Below are 22,197 nucleotides of genomic sequence, written 5' to 3'. Positions count from 1 at the left end.
TGAATTTTTACTATACAAATATAATAAATTCCAGACTTCTTTGAAATTCAAATGATTATCACCTAAATGCCAAAGCTTAAATGTTGGGGGAAGCCACTGCGATTATATTAGCAAATCCAACAGCCATACAGAGAAAATCTATGCTATCACAGGCAGCGAAGCCCTGACACATAATCAAATGGCGGAAATCTTCTCTCAACAATTATCAAAACAGATAGTTCATATCAGTCCCATTTTTGCCGATTTTGTGAAAGAAAATCGAAACGTATTTGTTATCGGTCATGCTGAAAATAATAATTAACACAGAAACATATAATAATGAATGATCGCCTGATGCGCTGCTCATTTTCATAAGCTTAATGGAGCTTATAAACAAAGAGTGCTCACCTACCGCCATTCGCTGCGCATCACTTTATAGTTTAAGAGGGTACCGGCTTTCTTTTCTTTATCATACCTGTTAAACAGGTCAAGTTTAAATTTTATATTTCCATCTGCGCCCGGATTACCGCGGATAAAGATACTTCCACCTGCTTTTTTGTCAACGCCAATATTCGCCGGATTGTAGTCTTCATCACGCTTTTTAAGATTGCTCAAAGGAACCTGTATACTAATATCAGTAGTGCCTTTTTGATTGTATACGCCTTCTACGAATATTGACATTACAGTTGATTGGATTTCCATCCGGTTGATCCTGACTTCCTGGTTGCTTATTTCAAGCCGATTCTTTAATTCGGCAAACCGTATAATGTCAAAATTCCTTTTTTTAAATATAAACCGTTGTAATTTTTTTATGGGTTCATAATTATTCAGGGCGCCGTCTTTAAGTGAAAAATCTACCCGGCTCATAATTGTCGAAGGAATAACATGGCCATCATTCGTCATTTCTATCGAGGCTGTAATGTCGGCACTTAATTTCCCTTCAATGCTTTGTGCTGTAAGACCATCCTGTCCAAAGTTGTTGAAATCCGCAAACACTTTGCTAACATTCACATTATCCATATTTGCTTCCAGATTGGCCCGGTGAAAATTTATTTGATTTAACAGGCTGCCTTTTAATGCGATATGCCCTCCTGAATGATCCATACTTACGTTGTTGATGATATAGCGATCATTGAGGAGCGTAATATCGACCAATACATTCCTTGCTTCAAAATTTCTATAGATAAGCTTACCGGCATCTAATTTTACCTGTAGTCTTCCACGTTCAATGAAGTCATCAATTTTATTAGCCATGTCCTGCAGGGTGGATTTTTTTGCCAATTGCCGGCTACCTGACTCTTTTGCTTTGAGTAGATATAAGAACGAGCTCAGGTTCATCACGGGCATATGTATGTTCCAGTTAATATTCGCTTTGTCAGGTTGTGTATTGATAAGGGTAAGCAGGCTCCTGGCCTGTCCGTTCATATTAATTGTATTATTTAACACAACGCATTGAAGGTTTTCAATAAACACATCCGAATTTTTGAATACCAGTTTGCCATTCACTTTTTTCATTTCTACTTTTCGCGGAATATATTCAACAGCGGCATCTTTAAATGAAATGGTACCATTTAAAAAAGAGTTCGTGTTATTGTTTCTAACCAGCGGTCCTGCATAGTTTAATTGTACGTTTGCTTTACCCTGGTTTAAGTATAAGGTTTTACTTCCTAACAGTTCATTTAATTTGGTAAGGGGAAAATCAGATGTGAGATCGCAGGTAAGCAAAGGCCGGTATAAATTAAGGATTGTGATCTTTTCAGATCTAACAGGCAACCCATGCCAGAAGGCGGTAAAATCAGTCATTTCAATCATAGAATTAGGGTCTTTTCGGGGAAGGCCTGCCACCACTTCATTATTATAAAAGCCACTGAATGTAGCATGTTCAAAATTTAGGAAAAGTGTGCTTAACCGGATGTCTCTGGCAAGCCAGGTGACATATATTTTGGGTTCGCCTCCTTTCAGAGGTCCGGTTATCGTTGCGCTTGCATCTAAGGAGTTATTGATATCAACAATGGATAGGGCGCCGGCAAGTTTTTGCGGCAGGGCAGATTTTACAAAATCGTAAGATATTTTGTGCGTGTGTATGCGCAGCCTGAATTGCGGTTGGTCGCCTGCCAGCTCCAATTGTCCGCTAAGATTAAAAGGATGCCCGGATAATTTTATATCAATACTATCAAAGGAAAGAAGACTTGATTCCTTTTGAAACGACATATGAAAATTGCCGCTGAAAACTTTGTCTTTCACAAAACTTCCCCGTGCTGTATTAAATGCAAGACTTTTTACCTGGATATTGGCTTTTGTAAAAAGTAACATACGGTTCTCCTTGTTGTAAACGCTTACTTTTAACTGATTAATTACAAAGTCATGCAATTTTCCCTTTTTGTTGTCATCAACAATGAAACGAACATCTTTGAGAAATAGGTTATTTAATTCATTTTTTGCTTCGGTTTGCGGACTGTTGTTTGCCGTATCTTTTTTAAGATGAAGCAGGTAAGTATTTGTGTATCCTGTTGAATCAGTGTACAAATACAGTTCTCCTGTTTGTAGCCTGATGCCTTTTATGGGAGGTTGGTGATTGATCAGTTTTAAAACATCGATGCTTACAAATATTTCCTTTCCTTTAAAAAATGTGTGATGGTGGGTATTAAACATCGTATCTGTAATGCTGACATTATGAAGTAAGACAGATACATGAGGGAAATTTCTGAGAAAGCTAAGTTCAATATTCCCGATGTTAACCCGGCCGTTTAAATGATTGCTTATTTCTGTAGTGACCTGCCGGATGATCTTTTGCCTGTTGATAGAAACATATAAAATAACTGTGATAACCAGCACCAATATAACCGCCAGAAATATTTTTAATGTCTTAAAAAGATATCTAAGCTGCTTTTTCAGATCAGGAGGTTTAGAAGTGAAGAACTATCTATCCACTATTACAGGTATATAAAAACCATGCCTTGCGGATTTGACCTCATTCTCATGAAAATATGCAGGAAATGTTTTATATGGTGGAAGGCAAAATAGATTTTTAAATGGAAGCAGGAGGCTTTAAAGTTCCCCGGATACTCAGAAATCCTGCACCGGGGCAGGCAAAACCAATGCAATTGTTGGCTGTTATTTTAAAGCGGCCAGCAGTGCCACCACATCTTTCTCCCGGGTGAAATTGGTTTTGTTTTCCTTTACAAAATTCCTGATCTGATCTTTCTTTTCCGGGTAAATATCGATGATCTGTTCCTGGTTATTGGCTTTTAACAGCACCTTGCCTTTCTGCAGAAAAAATTTCTTTTGATAAGTGAGCTCAAAACTGCTCCGGTAATTTCGGTTCGAATAAGCATTCGTCACATTGTTGCTCACGCTTCCGCTGTTCCTTTTATCGAGGCCGCCGTGTTCAACTGAAGTTGTTTGCGGAACCAATTTATTATAAATCAGCGCCAGCAGCGACATGTCGGTGGAAGTATTTATTACCATGTAAAATTTTTCATGGTAGGGCACAAACTTCTTTTCATAAATGTATACCGTATCGATGGTTTCCAGGCCGGTTAGTTCCATGTACTGGCCGTCTTTCATAAAACCGATCTCCTGGTTGTTGGTATTGTAATTTAACTGAGCTTTTTCCGTACTGCCGGATTTCATCAACACACTTCCATCTACAAAATCGGCGAACAAATAACCGGCTGCGCGTAAACTGTCGGCATGGGTTGTAATCTGTGCGCGGGCAGTGGTGGCAAATAGGCCAGCCAGCCCTGCAATAAGTGAGGCAATGATCTTTCTCATGTGCTGTTTTGGTTAATTAGCCTCCAATTTACGACGGTTCTCCAAATTTTCAAACAGCCTTAGCATATGCTATACCGTAGCGCTCATTGATGTGGCTCCCGCTCCGGAAGTAAAACGTCCAAATAATACGATAATATCTGCATAGAATAGTCTTCTCATTTCATCAATCGCTTCTATTCCCATAATAAATTTGCAACAAAGATGATTTGTCAGTAAATTAAACTAAAAACACATGAGTAAGATTACAGTAAAAGATGGTACCGAAATTTATTACAAAGATTGGGGAGCAGGGCAACCGATTTTTTTTCATCATGGTTGGCCTTTATCGGGTGATGATTGGGATGCACAAATGATGTTTTTCCTAAATCAGGGCTTTAGAGTTATTGCTCATGACCGGCGAGGTCATGGCAGATCTTCTCAAACTGCCGATGGACATGACATGGATACCTATGCGGCAGATGTTGCTGAGCTAACACAAGCACTTGATTTAAAAAATGCTGTGCATGTTGGGCACTCAACCGGTGGTGGTGAAGTGATTCGCTATGTTGCAAAACATGGACAAGGCCGTGTGGCTAAAGCTGTGCTTATAAGCGCGGTTACGCCTATTATGGCACAAACTGAAAATAATCCGGAAGGTATTCCACTATCTGTATTCAATGAAATACGTGTAGGTACCGCAACGCAACGACCACAATTCTTTCAGGATTTTACGATTCCGTTTTATGGATACAATCGTGAAGGCGCAAAAGTGTCACAAGGTATCAGAGATAATTGGTGGCGCCAGGGAATGATGGGGGCAATAAAAGCGCATTATGATTGTATCAAGGCTTTTTCAGAAACAGATTTTACCGAAGACCTTAAAAGCGTGAATGTACCTGTACTTGTTTTGCATGGCGAGGATGACCAAATAGTTCCATTCGCCCTTACCGGAGCAAAGGCTGTAAAGCTTTTAAAAAATGGAAAACTTATTTCTTACCCAGGTTTCCCGCATGGAATGCCAACTACTGAAGCTGCCACAATAAATGCAGACCTTTTAGCTTTTATTAAATCTTAATGAATAAAAAATATTAGGAATATAATATTATCTAAAAGCAAAAAGCTGTCATCAATTTTGTTGACAGCTTTTTCCTGAGCTTTTAAACAAACATCTTTGAGCTTTTAAACAAATGCATCCAGGCTTGCGAATCCCAACTTTGTGGTATTAAAATTATTACCATGACAAAAGTTTGGTTTATTACGGGTAGTTCCCGTGGACTCGGAAGAGCGCTTACTGAAGCCGTGTTGGCAAAAGGCGATAAGGTGGCCGCTACGGCCCGGCAGCCACAACAGTTAGAAGATATCGTATCGAAGTATCCTGATCAGATGCTGATACTTCAGTTAGATGTAACAAATAAAGAACAAATAAAAATCGCTGTTGAGCAAACGGTTAAACATTTTGGCCGTATTGATGTGCTGGTTAACAACGCCGGCTTTGGCATTACCGGAGCTGCAGAAGCTTTTACCGATGATCAGGTTTACAGCCAATTGCAAACTAACCTGTATGCACCCATCAACATTACACGAGCCGTATTGCCTTATATGCGCAAACAAAGAAGTGGCCGCATTTTGCAAATAAGCTCTATTGGTGGTCGCGTGGGCAATGCAGGTGTTTCTGTTTATCAGGCCGCTAAGTTTGGATTGGGCGGTTTTTCTGAAGCCCTGCGTAAGGAAGTAGCTCCACTGAACATTAAGGTTACATCAGTTGAGCCGGGCGGCTTTCGTACCGATTGGGCTGGTGAATCAATGTCGTATGCTCCGCATATTGAAGGATATGAAACTACGGTAGACAGTAGGGTTAATTTGTTTCAGCGTGGTGATTTTGTTCCGTCAGGCGATCCGCAAAAAGCGGCACAGGTAATCATCAATCTGGCCGATCATTCTGAACCACCGATGCATCTGATATTGGGTAGTGATGCTGCCAGTGTTTTACAAAGTGCTGATGCCGCAAGAAAAGCAGAGTTTGAACAATGGCTGCCCATAACCCTTTCTACCGACCATAGCGGGGCTGTTAATTTTATTGAAACGGAACAAGGAAAAGCATGGCTTGCCGAAAAAAAATGATCTTTGCTCATGGTTCAACGCACATCACATCCTAAAATTGTTTACTCCTGCTACTATAACCTAAGTCGCGGGGGTGAACAATTTGTTGAAGAACATGTTTTCAGTTACCAGATTTCGGGTACGCTCGTGATAAATGATGGTGATGGGGAGCATCGTTTTTCAGAAGGCGATTTTCGGTTCATGAAAAAAAATCAACTGGCTAAGTTTCTTAAACTACCACCCGAAGGTGGTGAATTTAAATCTGTTTCCATTCTGCTCGACCAGCAAACACTGCGCAGCATGAGTATAGAATTTGGTTATACAGTCGATAAAAATCACGCATCCGCATCATTAATACGGCTTGCTCCTTCACCACTGTATAAAAGTTATATGGAATCATTAATACCTTATGCTGATTTGCCTCCGGAGCAGAATAAGGCATTGTTATCATTAAAAGTAAAAGAAGCAGTGTTGATTCTGTTGCGTAACCAACCTTATTTGAAAGATATACTGTTCGATTTTGCAGAGCCTTTTAAAATTGATCTCGAAGCGTTCATGCAAAAGAATTATCAGTTCAATGTAGGGCTTGAAAGATTTGCTTATTTAACGGGTAGAAGTCTGGCCACCTTTAAGCGCGATTTTGAAAAAATATTTCACACTTCACCTGGCAACTGGCTTTTGCAGAAACGATTACAGGAAGCACATTATCTCATTAAAGAAAAAGGAAAGAAGCCCTCAGACGTATACCTGGATGTAGGCTTTGAAGACATGTCGCATTTTTCATTTGCCTTTAAAAATGCCTTTGGAAAAGCGCCTTCAAAAATTTAAGTGAGAATAGCTTACCAAAAGCTGGCATAACCATCCTCAAATATTTTTTTCTTTACCTTTACCCGCAAAGCGTGAAAAGGATATGCCGGCTTCAACAAACACTGCCACAAATAATCATACATTAACAGAACAGCAACTTGCCATCATCCATTCCCGGGAGAACATTACGATCAACGCAGTAGCCGGTTCGGGAAAAACCACCACTATTATTGAATACGCCGCTTCGCGGCCCGGCAATGCCCGTATTCTATACCTTGCGTTTAATAAATCTGTGAAGCTGGAAGCTGCCCGTAAATTTTTGGCTCGTGGATTAACAAACGTTAAAGTCGAAACGGCTCATTCATTGGCTTATAAATATATTGTATTCAAACATAATTATAAAGTCAAAACACAGGGATATAAAACCAGTGAAATCGTAGAATTGCTGGGGCTACAGGGAAATGGCGAAATGCATGCTGAATTTGTTATTGCCAATCATATCAATAAATTCGTCACTTACTTCTGTAACAGTGATAAAGCAAAAGTACAGGAGCTCAATTATCTCGACAAGGTAACTGATCAAAAGGCAAGAGCATTTGTTACATCTTTCTACAATGTTATTGAAGAGGGTACCCGGTTGTTATTGGCTAAAATGGATAAAGGCGAAATCGAAATTATCCACGACTTCTATCTGAAAAAATTCCAACTGGCTACGCCGGCGCTGCCTTTCGACTACATTCTTTTCGACGAGGCACAGGATGCTTCAGCTGCTATGCTGGCCGTATTGCTTAATCAAAAAGCAATCAAAGTAATTGTTGGAGATACCCATCAGCAGATTTATGCCTGGCGACATGCCATCAATTCTTTGGAAAAAACTGATTTTCCAATTTTGCAATTGTCGCACAGTTTCCGGTTTGGGCAGGATATTGCTGACCTCGCTACTGATATACTTTATTTGAAGAACCATTTATACGCATGTCGGCCTGTTTCCATTACCGGAAAAGGAAAAGAAAGTAAAGGCAATGTAAAAGCTACGATTGCCCGAACTAACCTCGGATTGCTGTTGCGGGCAATTGATTTTGTTACAGACAACAGCAAAATAAAACATATTTACTTTGAAGGAAACATCAGCTCCTATACCTATGCCGATGATGGCACTTCATTATATGATGTATTAAATCTGTACAATGAAAAACATGCCAATATCAACGACAAATTGATTGGCGCTATGAAAGATCTGGATGAGTTGGAGGAATACATTGAACGAACAGACGACAAGCAGCTGGCGATGATGGTAGAGATCGTTCGGGAGTACGACAATGAAATATATGATATTATCAAACTTCTGAAAAAACTGCACACCGGCGATGAAGAAAAAGACAAGGCCGAAATGATCTTTTCTACCGTACACCGTGCTAAAGGAATGGAATATGACGTCGTGTACCTGGTGAACGATTTTATATCTGAATCAAAATTACTCGAACTAAAGGACAAACATAAAAGCGATAAAACGGCTCCCTTTGATATCGACAAACTGAATGAGGATATCAACCTGTTATATGTAGCCATCACCCGCACCAGGCGCGACCTGTATATCCCCGAAGACCTGGTGCCGGAAGCATTCCATTCTTCTCCCCATATACATATTGAAAATAAGGAAAAGGCAAATACTTCTTCGAACTCCCTGTTGCAGAGTAAGACGTTTATTTCAAAAGGCGCATTAACTGGTAAAAAGCAAATCATAAAAGCCCCACAGGAAAAGAAATATACCCTTTTACAAAAACGGGAACAGCAAAAGGATGCCTATAAACCCTGGACATCGGAGCTTGATAATGAGCTTAAAGAGCTTTATGAAGATGGTTGGTCTATTGGCGATCTTACAACACATTTTAAAAGAACAAAAGGAGCCATCGTTGCGCGGCTCAAAAAATTAAATTACCTGCAGGACTAACATAAATAGGTTTTGCACAGTATAAAACCTATCCTTAAGGGGTATAGTGATTATTTATATTAAAACTATTTTTCATATTGGTGTTCGAATTGATGGCCTTATTGTCAAATGTTGAACATAAAAACGAATTGCCTGATCGGGGGAGATTTTGTTAGAAAAACAAATCGGAAGAGTTGGTAGACTATATATATTCGTAAAAAATATAAAATGAAGTTAACCCTTTTCCCTTTACTCTTACTTACGTTTATTAATTACTCTTTTGCCCAACAATTCAATGTTAGCATTTCTGATGAATTAGATAAGGCGGGTTATGGTCCCTGGACTATTAAAGCCGGTAATCATTTCATAAGATATGCGCCGCTCGGAAGCACCAATCATTTAAGCTATGGTTTCGGCTGGAACAAAGTACGATTGGCTATTACAGTGATACAACATGACAGCAATATGATCACGTTGCAAAATAAACCGCTGTCGAATGGCGAACGTGTATATGGCCCCTTTTTTACAGATATTAAGAAAATAAACGGCAAGGTTTATATCGTTTATCATGAGGTGCAGGAAAAAAATACAATCGGTAATGTAATGGCTGTGGAGATAAATCCCGAAACGCTTGAGCCGGGCACTCCTAAAACAATAGGGGCCATCGCCAATACCGATTATAAACTAAAATTTTCAGAATCGCTCCAAAGTTCGCTGAAATACATTTTCAATAGTTCACCTGACGGCAAACGAAACCTTGTATTGCTCACGCAGGGCGACACTAAGTGCTTTATATCGGTATTAGACGAAAACATGAACGTTGTATGGAGTAAGTTACAGGAAATTTCTACCTCAAATGATTATGGTTTTAAATCAGCTTGTGTTGACAATAGCGGTAATGTTTATGTGGCATATAGGGCTACCGGTTCGAAAGACGAGAACAGAGTCGCCGTTATCAATGAAGCATCAAAACCCCATGATATAGGTCTTAACCTGGGTGCGAATATTGCATCACATCTGGAGGTGTTTCCTTCGAAAGACAACAAATCAGTTCATGTAGCAGGCACTTACATGGATAACTCGAATTTTTCTGTAATGAAAGGTGCTTTTCATGCAAAAATTAACGTCACTGATTTCAAAGTAGCGGGTATGAAGATGACTGCCTTTCCAGACACGCTTATAAAACGATTCGAGCAGGATGGATGGGGCGACACCAGAAAAAATATAGGCTTAAGTCGTGCGATTTCTCCTCGTCTTTTTGAAAAAGAAGACGGTGTATTAAACATGATAGGTGAGTTCAGAGGCACAGTCTGGGGCACAAGAATAGCGGCTTCTGTTTCCGGAGATATTTTAAACGTGTCATTTGATGAAAAGGGGGCTGTATTCACCCGCATACCCAAAAGCAGAAAAAGTGCGGAATCTACAATCGGAGATTCCTTTTTCGCTTTCCCGTTTCAAAACAAAGTGGTTGTATTTTATGACGACGTAGAGATTAATTTGAGCAAGAATATCACAGAACCTCCCGCTGGTTCAGATGTATATAACAGCCTCATCATGGCAGCTGCGGTCATTGAAGCCGACGGTACCATGAACAGAAGAGTTTTGATCAACCTGAAAAAAGAAAATTATCTTGCTGTAACAGAGTGTTTGGCATCGGAAAATGCTCACTCATTGTTTATACCATTGCAAAAAATAAAAGGCTTAGGCGGCATATCCGATAAAGTGCGCTGGGCCAGGATTAAGATTGATTAAAATAATCATTTAATAATTAAGAAAGGCTTCACGAAGAGTGGGGCCTTTTTGTTGTAATTACGTTTCCATCGTATATCGCTTATATACCGTGGTAATTGAGGTGGTCTTCCAGCCTGCTGAAGTATATAATCTTTTAGAAAAAACAATTTTAACTGTATCCATTCCTTCTATTGTAACGGATGTTGGCATTGGAAAACGTACCAGGTCCGACGTAGTATCCGGATTTACCAGAATGATTGTTTGAGTCGCGTTCAGCAAAAAGGTGCGGACTACGCCCTGCCTCACATAGCTCACTAATGCAGACGGGTCATAACCGGCCGGCTCTATGTAGCCGAAATATTGTTGGGGCCATGATTGGTCCAGAAGAAAATTGTTTTTTGTAACGATGCGAATTTCAAGTTTGCAATGCTCCAGATCGGGTATTTCTGAAAGTATATCGTTGGTGGCAACCCCATCCATATTTACATCAACCGCGTCACTGCTCACAGAACTTATCGCTTTATATTTTCCATGTAAACGTTCATAAATCTGCCTTGTATCGTCAGGTGAATCATTACGTCTGCAACTAATGGTAAGAATAGTAATACAAAAGAGTAGGTAAATAATACGATTCATGGATAAAAGTTTTTGGTATGTGGTGTAAATATATAACCTCTGTCGCATTACCCCCTTGTTATTGTCGCTGTTAACCCCATTGAAAAACTTATTTTAACTGTAGATTTACATATATCAAATTGTGTCAATGATTAAAAATGATAATATGCTTAATAATAAGAATGCCGTTATTTATGGCGCCGGTGGTTCATTGGGTGGGGCGGTAGCAAAAGCACTTGCCGGTTCAGGCGCCAGCGTATTTTTAACAGGCCGCACAAACAGCTCTGTACAAAAAGTAGCAAATGATATAATTGCTGCAGGCGGAAACGCAGAGGTATACCAGGTAGATGCGTTGAATGAACAGGAAATCAACAATCATTTAGTCGCCTCATAATATTATTCCGTTCTCAAACTTTTCACCGGGTTGGCAATGGCTGATTTTATAGCCTGAAAGCTTACCGTGATAAATGCAATAACCACCGACATACAACCTGCTGTTGCAAATACCCACCATGAAATATTTACGTGATATGAATAAGAGGCAAGCCAGTTATGCATTACCCACCATGCAACCGGCGATGCGATGACAAATGAAATAAGAACCAGCTTTAAAAAATCTTTTGATAACAGGCTGGTAATACTTTGCACACTGGCGCCAAGCACCTTGCGAATACCAATTTCTTTTATACGCGCATGCGCCATATAGGTAGCCAAACCTAACAACCCCAAACACGCTATAAATATGGTGAGCCCTGCAAACAACCCTGCAAGCGTACCCGTTTGTTTTTCATCGTGAAACTTTAAATCATATTCACTATCATAAAAACGAACATTGAAAGGATACTGCGGGTTGTATTTTTTGAACACCGCTTCTGCTTTTTGCAGGCTGCCGGCTATTGATGGATTGGGATTTAATTTAAAATTGATGACAAAATAATTCAATGACGGTCCGCATACGATCATTTGCTGAACGGGTTCATAGGGTGTGTTTAAAATAAAGTTCTTTAATACGCCAACAACATGATAGGTGGTATTGCCATTTCTTATGGTTTGTCCTATCGGGTCTTTCAGCCGCATTATTTTTACCGCTGCCTCATTCAGCAAACAGGCAGAGCTGTCTGTTTTGTAAGTCTTGATATCAATTCCCCTGCCCTGTACGATTTTTGCATCCATTGTTTTGGCAAAGTTTTCGTCTGCACTATACATGCTGAAGTCTATTTTTTTATCATCCTCTGTACTGCCTTCCCAGGAAAACCCCCAGCTATCGCCCCAGCTTTCAGTCATCGGTGCGCTGGTTTGTGCCACTGCTGTTGCAGCACCGCTTTTCAGTAATTCATCTTTTATTAATTCATAATTTTTTCCGGCATCACCAAATGAAAGTATGAAGGCGAGATTATTTCTTGAATAACCCGCATCCCTGTTTTGTGCATAGTTGATTTGATTGTTTATAATAATGGTGCAAATGATTAAAATGATAGCAAACGTAAACTGCAATACCACCAATACCTTTCGCGGTGTTACAACAGAATTTGATACCTTGAATGTTCCTTTTAAAACTTTTACAGGTTTGAATGAAGAAAGATAAAAAGCAGGATATAAACCAGCTAATAAACCCGTAAATAACACAAAGAGTATGGCGAAAACCCAATAATAAAAATTATGAAAATCTATGAACAGGCTGGTTGAAATCAATTCGTTGTAAAACGGCAGCACCAGTTGTACTATAAATATGGCAATGCAGCCGGCGATAAATGCAAGTATTATACTTTCCCCAATAAATTGTGCAACCAAAGAGCTCTTTTGTGCTCCGGCTACTTTTCGAATGCCAACCTCCTTTGCACGCTTTTCACTGCGTGCCGTACTAAGGTTCATAAAGTTGATACAGGCGATTACCAAAATCAGCACGGCAATAATAGCAAACATTTTCACTCTCTCCATTCTGCCTGCAACGTAATTCCCCTTTTCCGATTTTCCATACAACCATACGTCGCCAAAAGGGTATATAAAAACCTGCGTGGTAAATTTTTCATTAGGTCCTGAATGCTTTATCGTTATGTCTTTGATCTTAGCATTAAATGCTGACTGTTTAACACCCGGCTTCAGTAAAACAGAAGTGTAAGTTGAGTTGCTTCCCCAGTTGTTGTCATCCATCCCTTTCTTTGTGCAATAAGTCCAGGGCAACAGGTATTCAAATTTGAAGATGGTGTTATTGGGAAGGTCTTTCAATACCCCGGTTACAGTAAAATTATCAACACTGTCTATAAGCACTGTTTTTCCCATTGCATCTTCGTTCCCAAATAATTTAACGGCAAGTTGCTTTGTAAGCACAATACCATTTACATTATTTAAGGCTGTGGCCGCATTGCCTTCGAGCAATGGAAAGCTAAACATGTTTAAAAAGCCGGAATCAACAAAATCACCATGAAGAATAAAATGTTTGTCGCCTGCTGTAAGCAAAAAATTTGCGTTAAAATCATTCACCCTCACTACATCTTCCACATCGGGAAAATCTTTTTTGATAGCAGGTCCCATTGGTTTTGGGGTGGTGGCCCATGCCATCATTTCACCGCTTACTTTATCGCGGTTATTGACAGTATACAGGCGATCTGTTTTCGCATGAAACCTGTCATGACTCATTTCATTTTGAATCCATAATAAGATAAGAATAGCACTGGCCATGCCTATAGTAAGTCCCGAAATATTTATGGCGCTGTAAAATTTATTCTTCATCAATCCGCGCCACATGGTTTTAAAATAGGTTCTTATCATGATAATAAGTTTTACAGTTTATGCCTGTAAGGTCAGGATGTACCTACGGCTCAGCCGTAATGGGCATTCAAGCGGTGTGCCAATTCATAAAACCCTTTACCGGCAAGGGTTTGGGAAGATAGCAATTGCAAAAACTGTACGAAAGCGAACAGGCTGGTGTACGAATACGGTATGAGGAAGGCGAAAGTCACACTTCGGCTACGGGGAGCAAAGGGATTTGCATTAAGGGATGAGTCTCATATTTGTAATATCATTCAGCAATGGTAAAATGTGTCATTTATTCTCCATCCGGATCAACCACATCCGTTTCTGCCACCCGGCCAACCTGCCCATCTTCGAGGCGCACCTTTATGCCTCTTGAATGATAGGCGGCTGAGGTCAGTATATCTTTGACAATGCCGTATGTAAGCTTTCCACTTCGCTGATCCTTTTTAAGTATAATGGCTACCTCCAGTCCGGGGTAAATCTCTTTTCTGTATTGGCCGTTCATATGCTTGCTGTTTACCAGCCGTAAAAATATTAAAGTAAAGCGTTATTTCGAAAGTTTTCAATGATGCCCGGGTTTCGTATCTTCCCAACTCGTTTGCTTAAACGTATACAAAACCTTTCTCTAACGCTTATTCATGAAAAAATTATTGATCTTCGTATTGCTTTCTCAACAGGTGTTGGCACAGCAAAATACCGATCCGCATCCTATTGACAGTCTTGCTCTTTACGATAAACTGCTTTCGTCGAATGGCATGAAGCAGGACCTGAAGCTTTTCAGAGATATCAGGGAAAAAGCAAATTCGGGATTGTACCGCTACAGAACAAAAAAGCAAATAGATAGTATTTACAAATGGGCGTACAAAGAAATTAAAAAGCCGCTTCGTTCCCTGGAATTTTACAGGATCATTTTACAATTAACCGACTTTGAAGGAAGCTGTCATAATTATACCCAACTGCCAGGCGATTTTCTCAGCTACTTAAACCGGCAACGTGGTTTTTTTCCTTATGCGCTGAAGTATATTGAAGGTAAAATGATTTTCAATAGCATATCTGATCAAATACCCGTGGGTGCACGTATTATTAGTATCAATGGTATACCCGATACAACCCTCATGCGGTCTTTTTATAAATACATGCCGGCCGACGGATATATCCAAACCCAAAAGCTATCAGGCAGTGTAAACAATAGTTATGGGCTTCGGTATATACTTGAGTATGGTATAAAGGACAGCTTTGCGATCTCCTTTTTGGCGCCTGGGTCTTCCTTAAAACAAACTGTTACAGTACCCGGTGTGAACCTTGAGCAGCGGCAAAAAAACCTTGTATTACGGCATAGTGCGCCTGTAGACAGTATTATTGATTATACCGTTCAGCCAAAGTATAGTTTCAGGATGTTAAACCCTTCAACAGGAGTGTTGAATTTTAGGATCTTCTCCATGGCATCTGATATAGATGATCCGGCTTTTGCCGTATATGTACGTTTTATTGATAGTGTTTTTAATGAGCTGCATAAAAATGGCGTGCAGAATCTGATCATGGATATACGGGGCAATCCCGGAGGAAGCGATCCTACTTTTGAGCAACCCATGATGTATCTGACAAACCATCCCTTTAAAGAAAATTCATTGGCTTATATCATTTTTGATCAAATGCCTTATGAAGAATACTTCTGGGGCATTTCTACAGCTGTTAAAATGAGTGAGAAGGAAAAGGAAGAAGGCAAACAGATGCTGAAAGATTATTTCCCCCGGTTACTGAATGGAAGAAACATTCAGGATGCCAAACATAATCCGGTTTACTATCCAAAAAATCCGCAATTCGCCGGACATCTGTATTTACTGATCGATGAAAATGTGGCCTCTGCAGCTTCACACCTGGCTTCGCTGGTGAAAGCCTATGGCCGCAATACTACTATTGTTGGCGTTGAAACTACCGGCGGGTACTATTATCATAATGGCCATATGCCGGCTATTTATGAACTGCCTGATTCAAAGATTAAAACCAAATTTTCTATCGTACATGTGGAGCAGGACGCTCCTGTTAAATCCGGTCAGCCGGAGGGTAGAGGTATCATACCCGACTTTGAAGTATGGCAATCTTTTGATGACTTTATGAATAACCGCGATACGCAGTTTGAGTTTGTATTGAAACTGATCAGCGAGCGGAAATGATGCTACTTTAAAAGGAAAAAGTCCTGAAGGCTCATCTTCAGGACTTTTTCCTTTTATGCAACTATAAAATGCACGTCGTTTAAAAGATATAATCCGTACTTAAAAAATTCGAATCGCGGTGAATGATAATTTCATTGATGAGCTGTTTGTTGTCGTCGCTCATTTTGGTAGCTACGCATGAACGTATCGAAAAGGAGCGAAGCGCATCGCTTACCGATAAAGTGCCTTCGGCACTGTCTTTACGGCCGGTGAATGGAAAGGTATCGGGTCCGCGCTGGCAACTGCTGTTTACGTTTACACGGCCTACGAGGTTTACAAACGGATCAACCAGTGAAGCAACTTCTTTGGCATTGTCGCTGAATATGCTTACCTGTAAACCATGTGTGGCATTTACCTGGTAATCGATCACCTCCTGAATAGTATCAAAAGGCACTACCGGAATAACCGGACCAAATTGTTCTTCGTGATACAGCCGCATACCCGAATTAACAGGATACACAACTGCCGGATGAACAAATGAAGCCGACATATCGCCTCCGTTTTTGTTTACTACTTTGGCCCCTTTGGCAACCGCATCTTCTATAATTTCTTTCAGATAAGCAGGTTTGCCCGCTTCGGCCACCGGTGTTATTTGCACATTACTTTGCCATGGCATACCCAAAACCAGTTTGTCAACAGCTGCATTCAGTTGTTGTAAAAATTTGTCGGCAATATCCCGGTGTACGAAAATGATTTTAATAGCGGTACAACGTTGCCCGTTGTACGAAAGGGCGCCGCTTATGCACTCGTTTACAGCGAGGGGAAGATTGGCATTGCGGGTAACGATACCGGCATTTTTTGCATCCAGACTTAATACTGCCCGTAACCGGTTTACGCGCGGGTGTTGTTTTTTCAGTTCGTTGGCTACTTTGCTGCTGCCGATAAATGCCAGCACATTTATTTTACCGGTTTGCATCAGGGGCGGAGTAATTTCGGCGCCACGGCCATAAATGGTATTGATGACTCCTTTGGGAAATGATTCCTGGAATGCTTTCAGCAACGGATAAAAAAGTAACACGCCATGTTTGGGTGTTTTAAACACCACGGTGTTACCCATGATGATCGCTGGTATAAGGGTAGTAAAGGTTTCATTGAGCGGATAATTAAATGGGCCCATCGACAGTACAACACCAAGCGGCGACCGGCGTATCTGGGCCACATAACCTTCTTTTATTTCGAACCGCGACGATTGGCGATCGGTATCTTTTAAGGCATCGATGGTATCTTTTATATAAGTGACTGTTCTGTCGAATTCTTTCGCCGCGTCTGCGTATGATTTGGCAATTTCCCACATCAGCAGCTTTACTACCAGTTCGCGTTGCGCAATCATTTTGTAAACAAATGTTTCCATGCATTTAATACGATCGCTTACGCGCATGGTAGGCCATTCGCCCAAACCATTGTTCCAGGCTGATACGGCGGCATCCATCGACTCCGTGGCATCTTTTGCTGTCATAACCGGATAACTGCCTATAAGCACTCTTTTTAATCCTTCAGGGCCCGAAACATGCACAGATGAATATACCTCGGTTACCGGGCCATCCCATTTTTTCATTTCTCCATTGCATAAATACTCGCGCTGGTGAATCGGTTCTACTCTGTAGGTTTCGGGAATCTGACTTTCTTCAACAAACAGGCTGGTGAGTGCATCGCTGGATTTTTGTAATGTGGTAGTCATGATGTTTGGTTGATCTGTTAAATGAACTATGAAATAAAGGCAAAAGTAAAGAGTTACTAATGATGAATTGGTATTGAAACTACAACATCAGGCAAGTGGGTATTGTTGCTGATTTTATATTTGATAATAAAATCATTTATCCACATGATCCATGATGAATTGTTTTAATGTTTCAAAGATAGATGTTTTACAGCAACTTCCTGAAAGCCTTACTGTGGCTGATTTATTAATGATATTGTTAATGCGATAAAACAAATTCAAACAACCGTTTTGTGATGATAAAATCGGGCAGCGTAAAAAAAGAAATAACTGTTTCCACAATTACTATGAATAAAGAGTAGAAATGTAAAACAGTTGGAATATAATTTGCATTGAAGTGCGCAGGATATTCAAAGGATATTGGATTTAACCGGGGGCGTTATTTCTATCAGCCCCCTTTTTTATATATCACTTTCATTGTTGGTTTCGCAAATGTATCTTTGCTCCTGCGTACTATTTATAATCCGAATTACCCCAACAATGAAAACAATTTTTTTACCGGTAATAACTACCGGTTCATCCCATTCTTTTTTGCTACTACTACTATCGTTTATTGTTACAGTACATCTTTCCTGTATCAGCGTCTAAAAGAATTCACCTATTGATTGCAGAAACTACACGTTGATGACCTGTTAACCAGGCTCAAAGGAATAAATTGTATTACTCTACCTGTACAATAAACCTGAACCATGCCCTATTATTCAATTGTGGTTTTTGAAAAAAGAGAAGGCGCCCGGCGCCGGCGAAGAATGGCGGTTGCCTCAAACAGTGATATACAGGCTAAAATAGCTATTCACGAAATATGCAGGGGAACCGGCTTTGTGCCCGACTATACAACCCTTGATGAAATAAATTATAACCAGTATCTGAAAATAATTACCATCTTCTTTGGCAGAAAGATAAACAAACCGGTTATGTAGGTTATTTTTCAAAGCAATAAAGCCACGAACTGTTGTAATAAAAAAGTCCCGCCAACCGGCAGGACTTTAACCCTTATAATTACAACCTATGAGAAGCTTTTTATTACTTCGGCATGACAACCATGCCGGTTTATGATTTTTTACTTACCAGGGGCAATCTGCCGGTTTGAACCAGTACTGTATCGCCTTCTGAGAGTGACGAAGACAGGTTTTCGTTCAGTACGTTGATCATGGGATATTGCTGCGTAACAGTGGCACATTTCACATCCACTTCAGAACCATTTATAACCTCTTTGTGGGTATTAGAAACACCAAAGTATATAATGGGCAAATAGAAATCTTCACCCGAAACGATGATCGGATACGTTTTGCGGTATTTTGTACAATTGTTCGACGGGCAGTCGGTTTGAGAAGTGAAAGCCGGTACTTTGTCCATTAAAATATCACAGCTGCTGTAATTTGAAGGAACATCTGTTAAATCGTATTCTGCAACCAGCATCAGGCCGTCCTGCGTTCCTGTGATTTCCATAATCTTGTCGTTTAACTGTACCTTGCTTCCGTACAGGAAATTCAATGTTGCTGAAATGCCGGGATTATCTACAGAAGTTTTATTGACATAAAATTTTTTCTGAATATCCTGGTCATTGAAATTTCGGTTCAGGTATTGCTGAATAATTTCAGGGTCTTTTATGACGCCATTGCTGGTATACATAGCCAGGTCATCGATCAATAATGTTTTGCCCGAATAATAGGTTGAAACAACGGTTTCAGGGTTACCGGGGCTTGTTTGGGTATCGGTTTTAGAACAGGCTAAAATTGATACACTAAATACAAACAGAGGGATCAGGATCTTGTAATTCATTTTTTACTTCTTTATGTGTTAAAAACTATTTACGGTGTAATCATATACGTTATAAAAGGTGCCACAATAAGAGGCCCCAACAACGGCATATAGTTAGGCAGTCGTTTTTTTCAGAATAAAAAATCGATGGCTGAGTGGTGATTCGCTTATAACGAAAACCATTCACGGTATACAATACCGGCAATAAATCATTGGTACAAGCTATACGTTGCAGCAGCTATATATGCAAGCATAAGGCAATGGCATGCAGTATCATTGAGCGACTGTTGGCTTAGCGCGCAGGTTGGTTACGATCAAGCAATAAAAAGGCAGCAAGTTATAACCGCAGCATACGGTGGTATGCATCTGGAGTTTTAATAAATACCTTGTGGCAATTCGGATTTTTCCTGCAATCGGAGGGGAAGTGATTGTTAAATGTCATAAGTACATTTAATCTGCCGCAAATATAGCACGGAATTTTCACAAACAAAGAGTCAGATAGAAAAAAAGTTCCGGCAACGATTGCATACTGTAACCTGTTACCAAATAAACGTTCCATCCATCCTGTACTGTTATGTATTTTACCGATTATCATCCCCGGATTATTAAATTTATTTACGTGTGTTATTTAACGGTAGTTATTTTTTTCCATGAAATAACTTTAAAGGGGGCGCAAGGTATCACTTTTTCTGTTATGCTACATCGTTAGTTTTACACAAAAAGTGTTAAAACTAAAAAAGCCCTCCCGATTGGTCGGGAGGGCTCGAATTGGTATAGATATTTTCTGTTATTTTTTTCTTCCCGGATACACTTCCAGCGCTTTTTCCAAACAGTCCATGGCATTGTTCAGTTCTCCCACATTCAGCACATAGGCCAGGCGCACTTCATTTTTTCCTAATCCCGGGGTGCCATAAAAACCGGTGGCAGGAGCGAGCATCAGGGTTTGATCATTCCACGAAAAAGATTCAAGCAGCCATTGACAAAACACATCGGCATCGTCGATGGGCAACCGCGCAATGGCATAAAATGCGCCGCCGGGAGTTGGGCAGCATACGCCCTGTATGGCATTTAACCGTTTTACCAGGGTGTCGCGGCGTTTAAGGTATTCGGCTTTGGTGGCATCAAAATAATTATCGGGTAAATCTATAGCCGCTTCACCCAGTATCTGGGCAAACGAAGGCGGGCTTAATCTTGCCTGTGCAAATTTCATGGTGGTGTCGAGCACCTGCTTATTACGGGTTATCAAAGCGCCTATTCGACCGCCGCATGCACTGTATCTTTTCGAAATAGTATCCATCAACACCACGTTTTCGTTCAGCCCTTCCAGTTGCATGGCGCTAATGTGCCTGCCGCCGTAACAAAATTCGCGGTAGGCTTCGTCGGAAAATAAATACAGGTTGTGTTTTATTACGATCTGCTTTAATGTTTCCATTTCTTCGCGGCTATATAAATAACCGGTAGGGTTATTGGGGTTGCAGATGAGTATCGCCTTTGTTTTGGGCGTAATCAGCTTTTCAAATTCCGAAATGGGGGGCAGGGCAAAACCGTTTTCGATATACGAGGTAACCGGTATTACTTTCACCCCTGCCGCAACGGCAAATCCGTTATAATTGGCATAAAATGGTTCGGGAATAATTACTTCGTCGCCCGCATCCAAACAACCCAAAAAGCCAAACAATATGGCTTCGGAGCCGCCGGTGGTTACAATTATTTGTGTATAATCAACATCGATCCCGGCCTTCTTATAATATTGTACCAGTTTGCGCCGGTAACTTTCATTACCCGCACTATGGCTGTATTCAAGTACTTTAAAATCAGCTTGCCGAACGGCATTTAAAATGGGTTCGGGCGTTTCGATATCAGGCTGGCCAATATTAAGGTGGTAAACCTTAATACCTTTCTTTTTGGCGGCCTCGGCATAGGGCACCAGTTTACGAATAGGTGAGGGCGGCATAATTTGTCCGCGACTACTGATTGTTAGCATTTGGCAAAGATAATTGTTCAGTTTATTATCGGGTTATTGTGCAGGTACTCCTGTACAAATGGCCTCAATTAAGTGATAAACATCAATTTGTAAGGTGTAAAAGGCAAAATATATCCCCAAAATCAACCGCCCCTTTAAAAACAGCCCTTTAAGGGATGGGTGTGCAATTTTATTAAGTTAAGGCATTTAGTTTCTCGCGGAGGCGCCAAGGCGCAAAGTTAGCCGCTATGCGGCTTTCAAGAACGCTAAGAAAAGCCCTTTGCGGCTTTGCGCCTTTGCGCGAACTACTCTTAACTTAACAGCATTGCAGGCGCAAAAAAAAATCCTCACTGCCTTTGCCGTGAGGATTCCAATTTATTAAAAGAAAAATTTATCCTTTTTTCTGTCCTTTTTCTTTTTCGAATTTGGCATAATCATCGGCGTTCAGCACTTCACCGGTTATTTTCAGTTCCATTGGCTGATCGGCTCCGGCTACTTTAACATAAATGGTTTTATTAAATACGCCAGCCGCCGCGGCATTGAAACCTGCAGTGATTTTGTCTTCTTTTCCTTTGGCTATAGGAGCTTCGGGTTTAACGGGTGTAGTGCAACCACATGAAGCTGTTGCTGATTCAATAACAACAGGTTTGTCAGAAATATTTGCAAAAGCAAAGGCATATGTAACAGGTACACCTTGTTTGATTTTGCCGAAATCGTGCACAACATCTTTGAATTTAACAAAGTTGTCGGCTTTTTTAACGGTAGCAGCAGGTGCAGTTTGTGTTGTTGCTTGTGTTTGAGGTTGTGCCTGAGCGTACATTCCGGCAGATATAACCATAGCTGCAAATGCCAATACAATTCTTTTCATGTGTTT

17 protein-coding genes are annotated in these 22,197 nt (G+C 40.4%); 8 read left to right on the top strand and 9 right to left on the bottom strand.

All coding sequences use genetic code 11. The features are described 5' to 3' along the window. Window positions 1–387 precede the first annotated feature (387 nt). Window positions 388–2,817 (bottom strand): hypothetical protein, encoded by a 2,430-nt coding sequence (locus AC59IL_RS13930; RefSeq protein WP_496552756.1) that lies wholly within the window; start codon window positions 2,815–2,817, stop codon window positions 388–390. A gap of 276 nt (window positions 2,818–3,093) precedes the next feature. Next, a complete protein-coding gene (locus tag AC59IL_RS13925; RefSeq protein WP_496552755.1) occupies window positions 3,094–3,753 on the bottom strand; it encodes a hypothetical protein in 660 nt (219 codons plus the stop codon). A gap of 232 nt (window positions 3,754–3,985) precedes the next feature. On the opposite strand from AC59IL_RS13925, the gene AC59IL_RS13920 reads away from it, so the two are divergent. The 5 genes from AC59IL_RS13920 to AC59IL_RS13900 all read left to right on the top strand — a co-directional run bounded on the left by AC59IL_RS13920 (window position 3,986) and on the right by AC59IL_RS13900 (window position 10,321). Beyond that, window positions 3,986–4,807 carry an alpha/beta fold hydrolase gene (locus AC59IL_RS13920; RefSeq protein ID WP_496552754.1) on the top strand — a complete coding sequence of 274 codons (822 nt, stop codon included), beginning with the start codon at window positions 3,986–3,988 and terminating at the stop codon, window positions 4,805–4,807. Between the two features lie 161 nt (window positions 4,808–4,968). After that, the gene (locus tag AC59IL_RS13915; protein ID WP_496552753.1) at window positions 4,969–5,853 is read left to right on the top strand and encodes an oxidoreductase; all 885 of its coding nucleotides are present in this window, start codon (window positions 4,969–4,971) and stop codon (window positions 5,851–5,853) included. Window positions 5,854–5,862: 9 nt separating this feature from the next. Continuing rightward, window positions 5,863–6,660 carry a helix-turn-helix domain-containing protein gene (locus tag AC59IL_RS13910; protein WP_496552752.1) on the top strand — a complete coding sequence of 266 codons (798 nt, stop codon included), beginning with the start codon at window positions 5,863–5,865 and terminating at the stop codon, window positions 6,658–6,660. 82 nt (window positions 6,661–6,742) lie between these two features. Beyond that, window positions 6,743–8,590 carry a UvrD-helicase domain-containing protein gene (locus AC59IL_RS13905; protein ID WP_496552751.1) on the top strand — a complete coding sequence of 616 codons (1,848 nt, stop codon included), beginning with the start codon at window positions 6,743–6,745 and terminating at the stop codon, window positions 8,588–8,590. 207 nt (window positions 8,591–8,797) lie between these two features. Further along, entirely contained in the window at window positions 8,798–10,321 is a 1,524-nt protein-coding gene (locus tag AC59IL_RS13900) for a hypothetical protein (protein ID WP_496552750.1), read from the top strand. A gap of 57 nt (window positions 10,322–10,378) precedes the next feature. Here the strand turns inward: AC59IL_RS13900 and AC59IL_RS13895 are convergent, their stop codons facing one another. After that, the gene (locus AC59IL_RS13895) at window positions 10,379–10,936 is read right to left on the bottom strand and encodes a hypothetical protein (RefSeq protein ID WP_496552749.1); all 558 of its coding nucleotides are present in this window, start codon (window positions 10,934–10,936) and stop codon (window positions 10,379–10,381) included. 145 nt (window positions 10,937–11,081) lie between these two features. Between AC59IL_RS13895 and AC59IL_RS13890 the strand changes: the two genes are divergently transcribed. Further along, the gene (locus tag AC59IL_RS13890) at window positions 11,082–11,309 is read left to right on the top strand and encodes an SDR family NAD(P)-dependent oxidoreductase (RefSeq protein WP_496552748.1); all 228 of its coding nucleotides are present in this window, start codon (window positions 11,082–11,084) and stop codon (window positions 11,307–11,309) included. 2 nt (window positions 11,310–11,311) lie between these two features. Here AC59IL_RS13890 and AC59IL_RS13885 read toward each other — a convergent pair whose 3' ends face one another. Together AC59IL_RS13885 and AC59IL_RS13880 are read right to left on the bottom strand one after the other, a co-directional pair. Then, window positions 11,312–13,684 (bottom strand): ABC transporter permease, encoded by a 2,373-nt coding sequence (locus AC59IL_RS13885; RefSeq protein ID WP_496552747.1) that lies wholly within the window; start codon window positions 13,682–13,684, stop codon window positions 11,312–11,314. Window positions 13,685–13,961: 277 nt separating this feature from the next. Further along, window positions 13,962–14,174 (bottom strand): YwbE family protein, encoded by a 213-nt coding sequence (locus tag AC59IL_RS13880; RefSeq protein WP_496552746.1) that lies wholly within the window; start codon window positions 14,172–14,174, stop codon window positions 13,962–13,964. A 133-nt stretch (window positions 14,175–14,307) separates the two neighbouring features. On the opposite strand from AC59IL_RS13880, the gene AC59IL_RS13875 reads away from it, so the two are divergent. Continuing rightward, complete coding sequence (locus tag AC59IL_RS13875) at window positions 14,308–15,843, top strand: S41 family peptidase (RefSeq protein ID WP_496552745.1); 1,536 nt, start codon at window positions 14,308–14,310, stop codon at window positions 15,841–15,843. Window positions 15,844–15,922: 79 nt separating this feature from the next. Here the strand turns inward: AC59IL_RS13875 and AC59IL_RS13870 are convergent, their stop codons facing one another. Further along, the gene (locus AC59IL_RS13870) at window positions 15,923–17,560 is read right to left on the bottom strand and encodes an NADP-dependent glyceraldehyde-3-phosphate dehydrogenase (RefSeq protein ID WP_496552744.1); all 1,638 of its coding nucleotides are present in this window, start codon (window positions 17,558–17,560) and stop codon (window positions 15,923–15,925) included. 728 nt (window positions 17,561–18,288) lie between these two features. On the opposite strand from AC59IL_RS13870, the gene AC59IL_RS13865 reads away from it, so the two are divergent. After that, a complete protein-coding gene (locus AC59IL_RS13865) occupies window positions 18,289–18,519 on the top strand; it encodes a hypothetical protein (RefSeq protein WP_496552743.1) in 231 nt (76 codons plus the stop codon). Between the two features lie 130 nt (window positions 18,520–18,649). Here AC59IL_RS13865 and AC59IL_RS13860 read toward each other — a convergent pair whose 3' ends face one another. From AC59IL_RS13860 to AC59IL_RS13850, 3 genes are all read right to left on the bottom strand, one after another. Then, the gene (locus AC59IL_RS13860) at window positions 18,650–19,381 is read right to left on the bottom strand and encodes a hypothetical protein (protein WP_496552742.1); all 732 of its coding nucleotides are present in this window, start codon (window positions 19,379–19,381) and stop codon (window positions 18,650–18,652) included. A 766-nt stretch (window positions 19,382–20,147) separates the two neighbouring features. Continuing rightward, window positions 20,148–21,344, bottom strand: coding sequence for a pyridoxal phosphate-dependent aminotransferase (locus AC59IL_RS13855; protein ID WP_496552741.1), 1,197 nt, complete (start codon window positions 21,342–21,344; stop codon window positions 20,148–20,150). A gap of 370 nt (window positions 21,345–21,714) precedes the next feature. After that, a complete protein-coding gene (locus AC59IL_RS13850; RefSeq protein ID WP_496552740.1) occupies window positions 21,715–22,191 on the bottom strand; it encodes a DUF1573 domain-containing protein in 477 nt (158 codons plus the stop codon). Window positions 22,192–22,197: the final 6 nt, after the last annotated feature.

Source organism: Niastella sp. sgz303648, from assembly GCF_059587045.1.
Note: the sequence above shows the minus strand (reverse complement) of the source record. Positions and strands in the feature narration are given on the sequence as shown.

Excerpts from the sequence above, each read along its gene's own strand:
- AC59IL_RS13925 (WP_496552755.1), bottom strand. The coding sequence starts at position 3,753 with ATGAGAAAGATCATTGCCTCACTTATTGCAGGGCTGGCTGGCCTATTT.
- AC59IL_RS13920 (WP_496552754.1), top strand. The coding sequence starts at position 3,986 with ATGAGTAAGATTACAGTAAAAGATGGTACCGAAATTTATTACAAAGAT.
- AC59IL_RS13915 (WP_496552753.1), top strand. The coding sequence starts at position 4,969 with ATGACAAAAGTTTGGTTTATTACGGGTAGTTCCCGTGGACTCGGAAGA.
- AC59IL_RS13910 (WP_496552752.1), top strand. The coding sequence starts at position 5,863 with ATGGTTCAACGCACATCACATCCTAAAATTGTTTACTCCTGCTACTAT.
- AC59IL_RS13905 (WP_496552751.1), top strand. The coding sequence starts at position 6,743 with ATGCCGGCTTCAACAAACACTGCCACAAATAATCATACATTAACAGAA.
- AC59IL_RS13900 (WP_496552750.1), top strand. The coding sequence starts at position 8,798 with ATGAAGTTAACCCTTTTCCCTTTACTCTTACTTACGTTTATTAATTAC.
- AC59IL_RS13895 (WP_496552749.1), bottom strand. The coding sequence starts at position 10,936 with ATGAATCGTATTATTTACCTACTCTTTTGTATTACTATTCTTACCATT.
- AC59IL_RS13890 (WP_496552748.1), top strand. The coding sequence starts at position 11,082 with ATGCTTAATAATAAGAATGCCGTTATTTATGGCGCCGGTGGTTCATTG.
- AC59IL_RS13885 (WP_496552747.1), bottom strand. The coding sequence starts at position 13,684 with ATGATAAGAACCTATTTTAAAACCATGTGGCGCGGATTGATGAAGAAT.
- AC59IL_RS13880 (WP_496552746.1), bottom strand. The coding sequence starts at position 14,174 with ATGAACGGCCAATACAGAAAAGAGATTTACCCCGGACTGGAGGTAGCC.
- AC59IL_RS13875 (WP_496552745.1), top strand. The coding sequence starts at position 14,308 with ATGAAAAAATTATTGATCTTCGTATTGCTTTCTCAACAGGTGTTGGCA.
- AC59IL_RS13870 (WP_496552744.1), bottom strand. The coding sequence starts at position 17,560 with ATGACTACCACATTACAAAAATCCAGCGATGCACTCACCAGCCTGTTT.
- AC59IL_RS13865 (WP_496552743.1), top strand. The coding sequence starts at position 18,289 with ATGCCCTATTATTCAATTGTGGTTTTTGAAAAAAGAGAAGGCGCCCGG.
- AC59IL_RS13860 (WP_496552742.1), bottom strand. The coding sequence starts at position 19,381 with ATGAATTACAAGATCCTGATCCCTCTGTTTGTATTTAGTGTATCAATT.
- AC59IL_RS13855 (WP_496552741.1), bottom strand. The coding sequence starts at position 21,344 with ATGCTAACAATCAGTAGTCGCGGACAAATTATGCCGCCCTCACCTATT.
- AC59IL_RS13850 (WP_496552740.1), bottom strand. The coding sequence starts at position 22,191 with ATGAAAAGAATTGTATTGGCATTTGCAGCTATGGTTATATCTGCCGGA.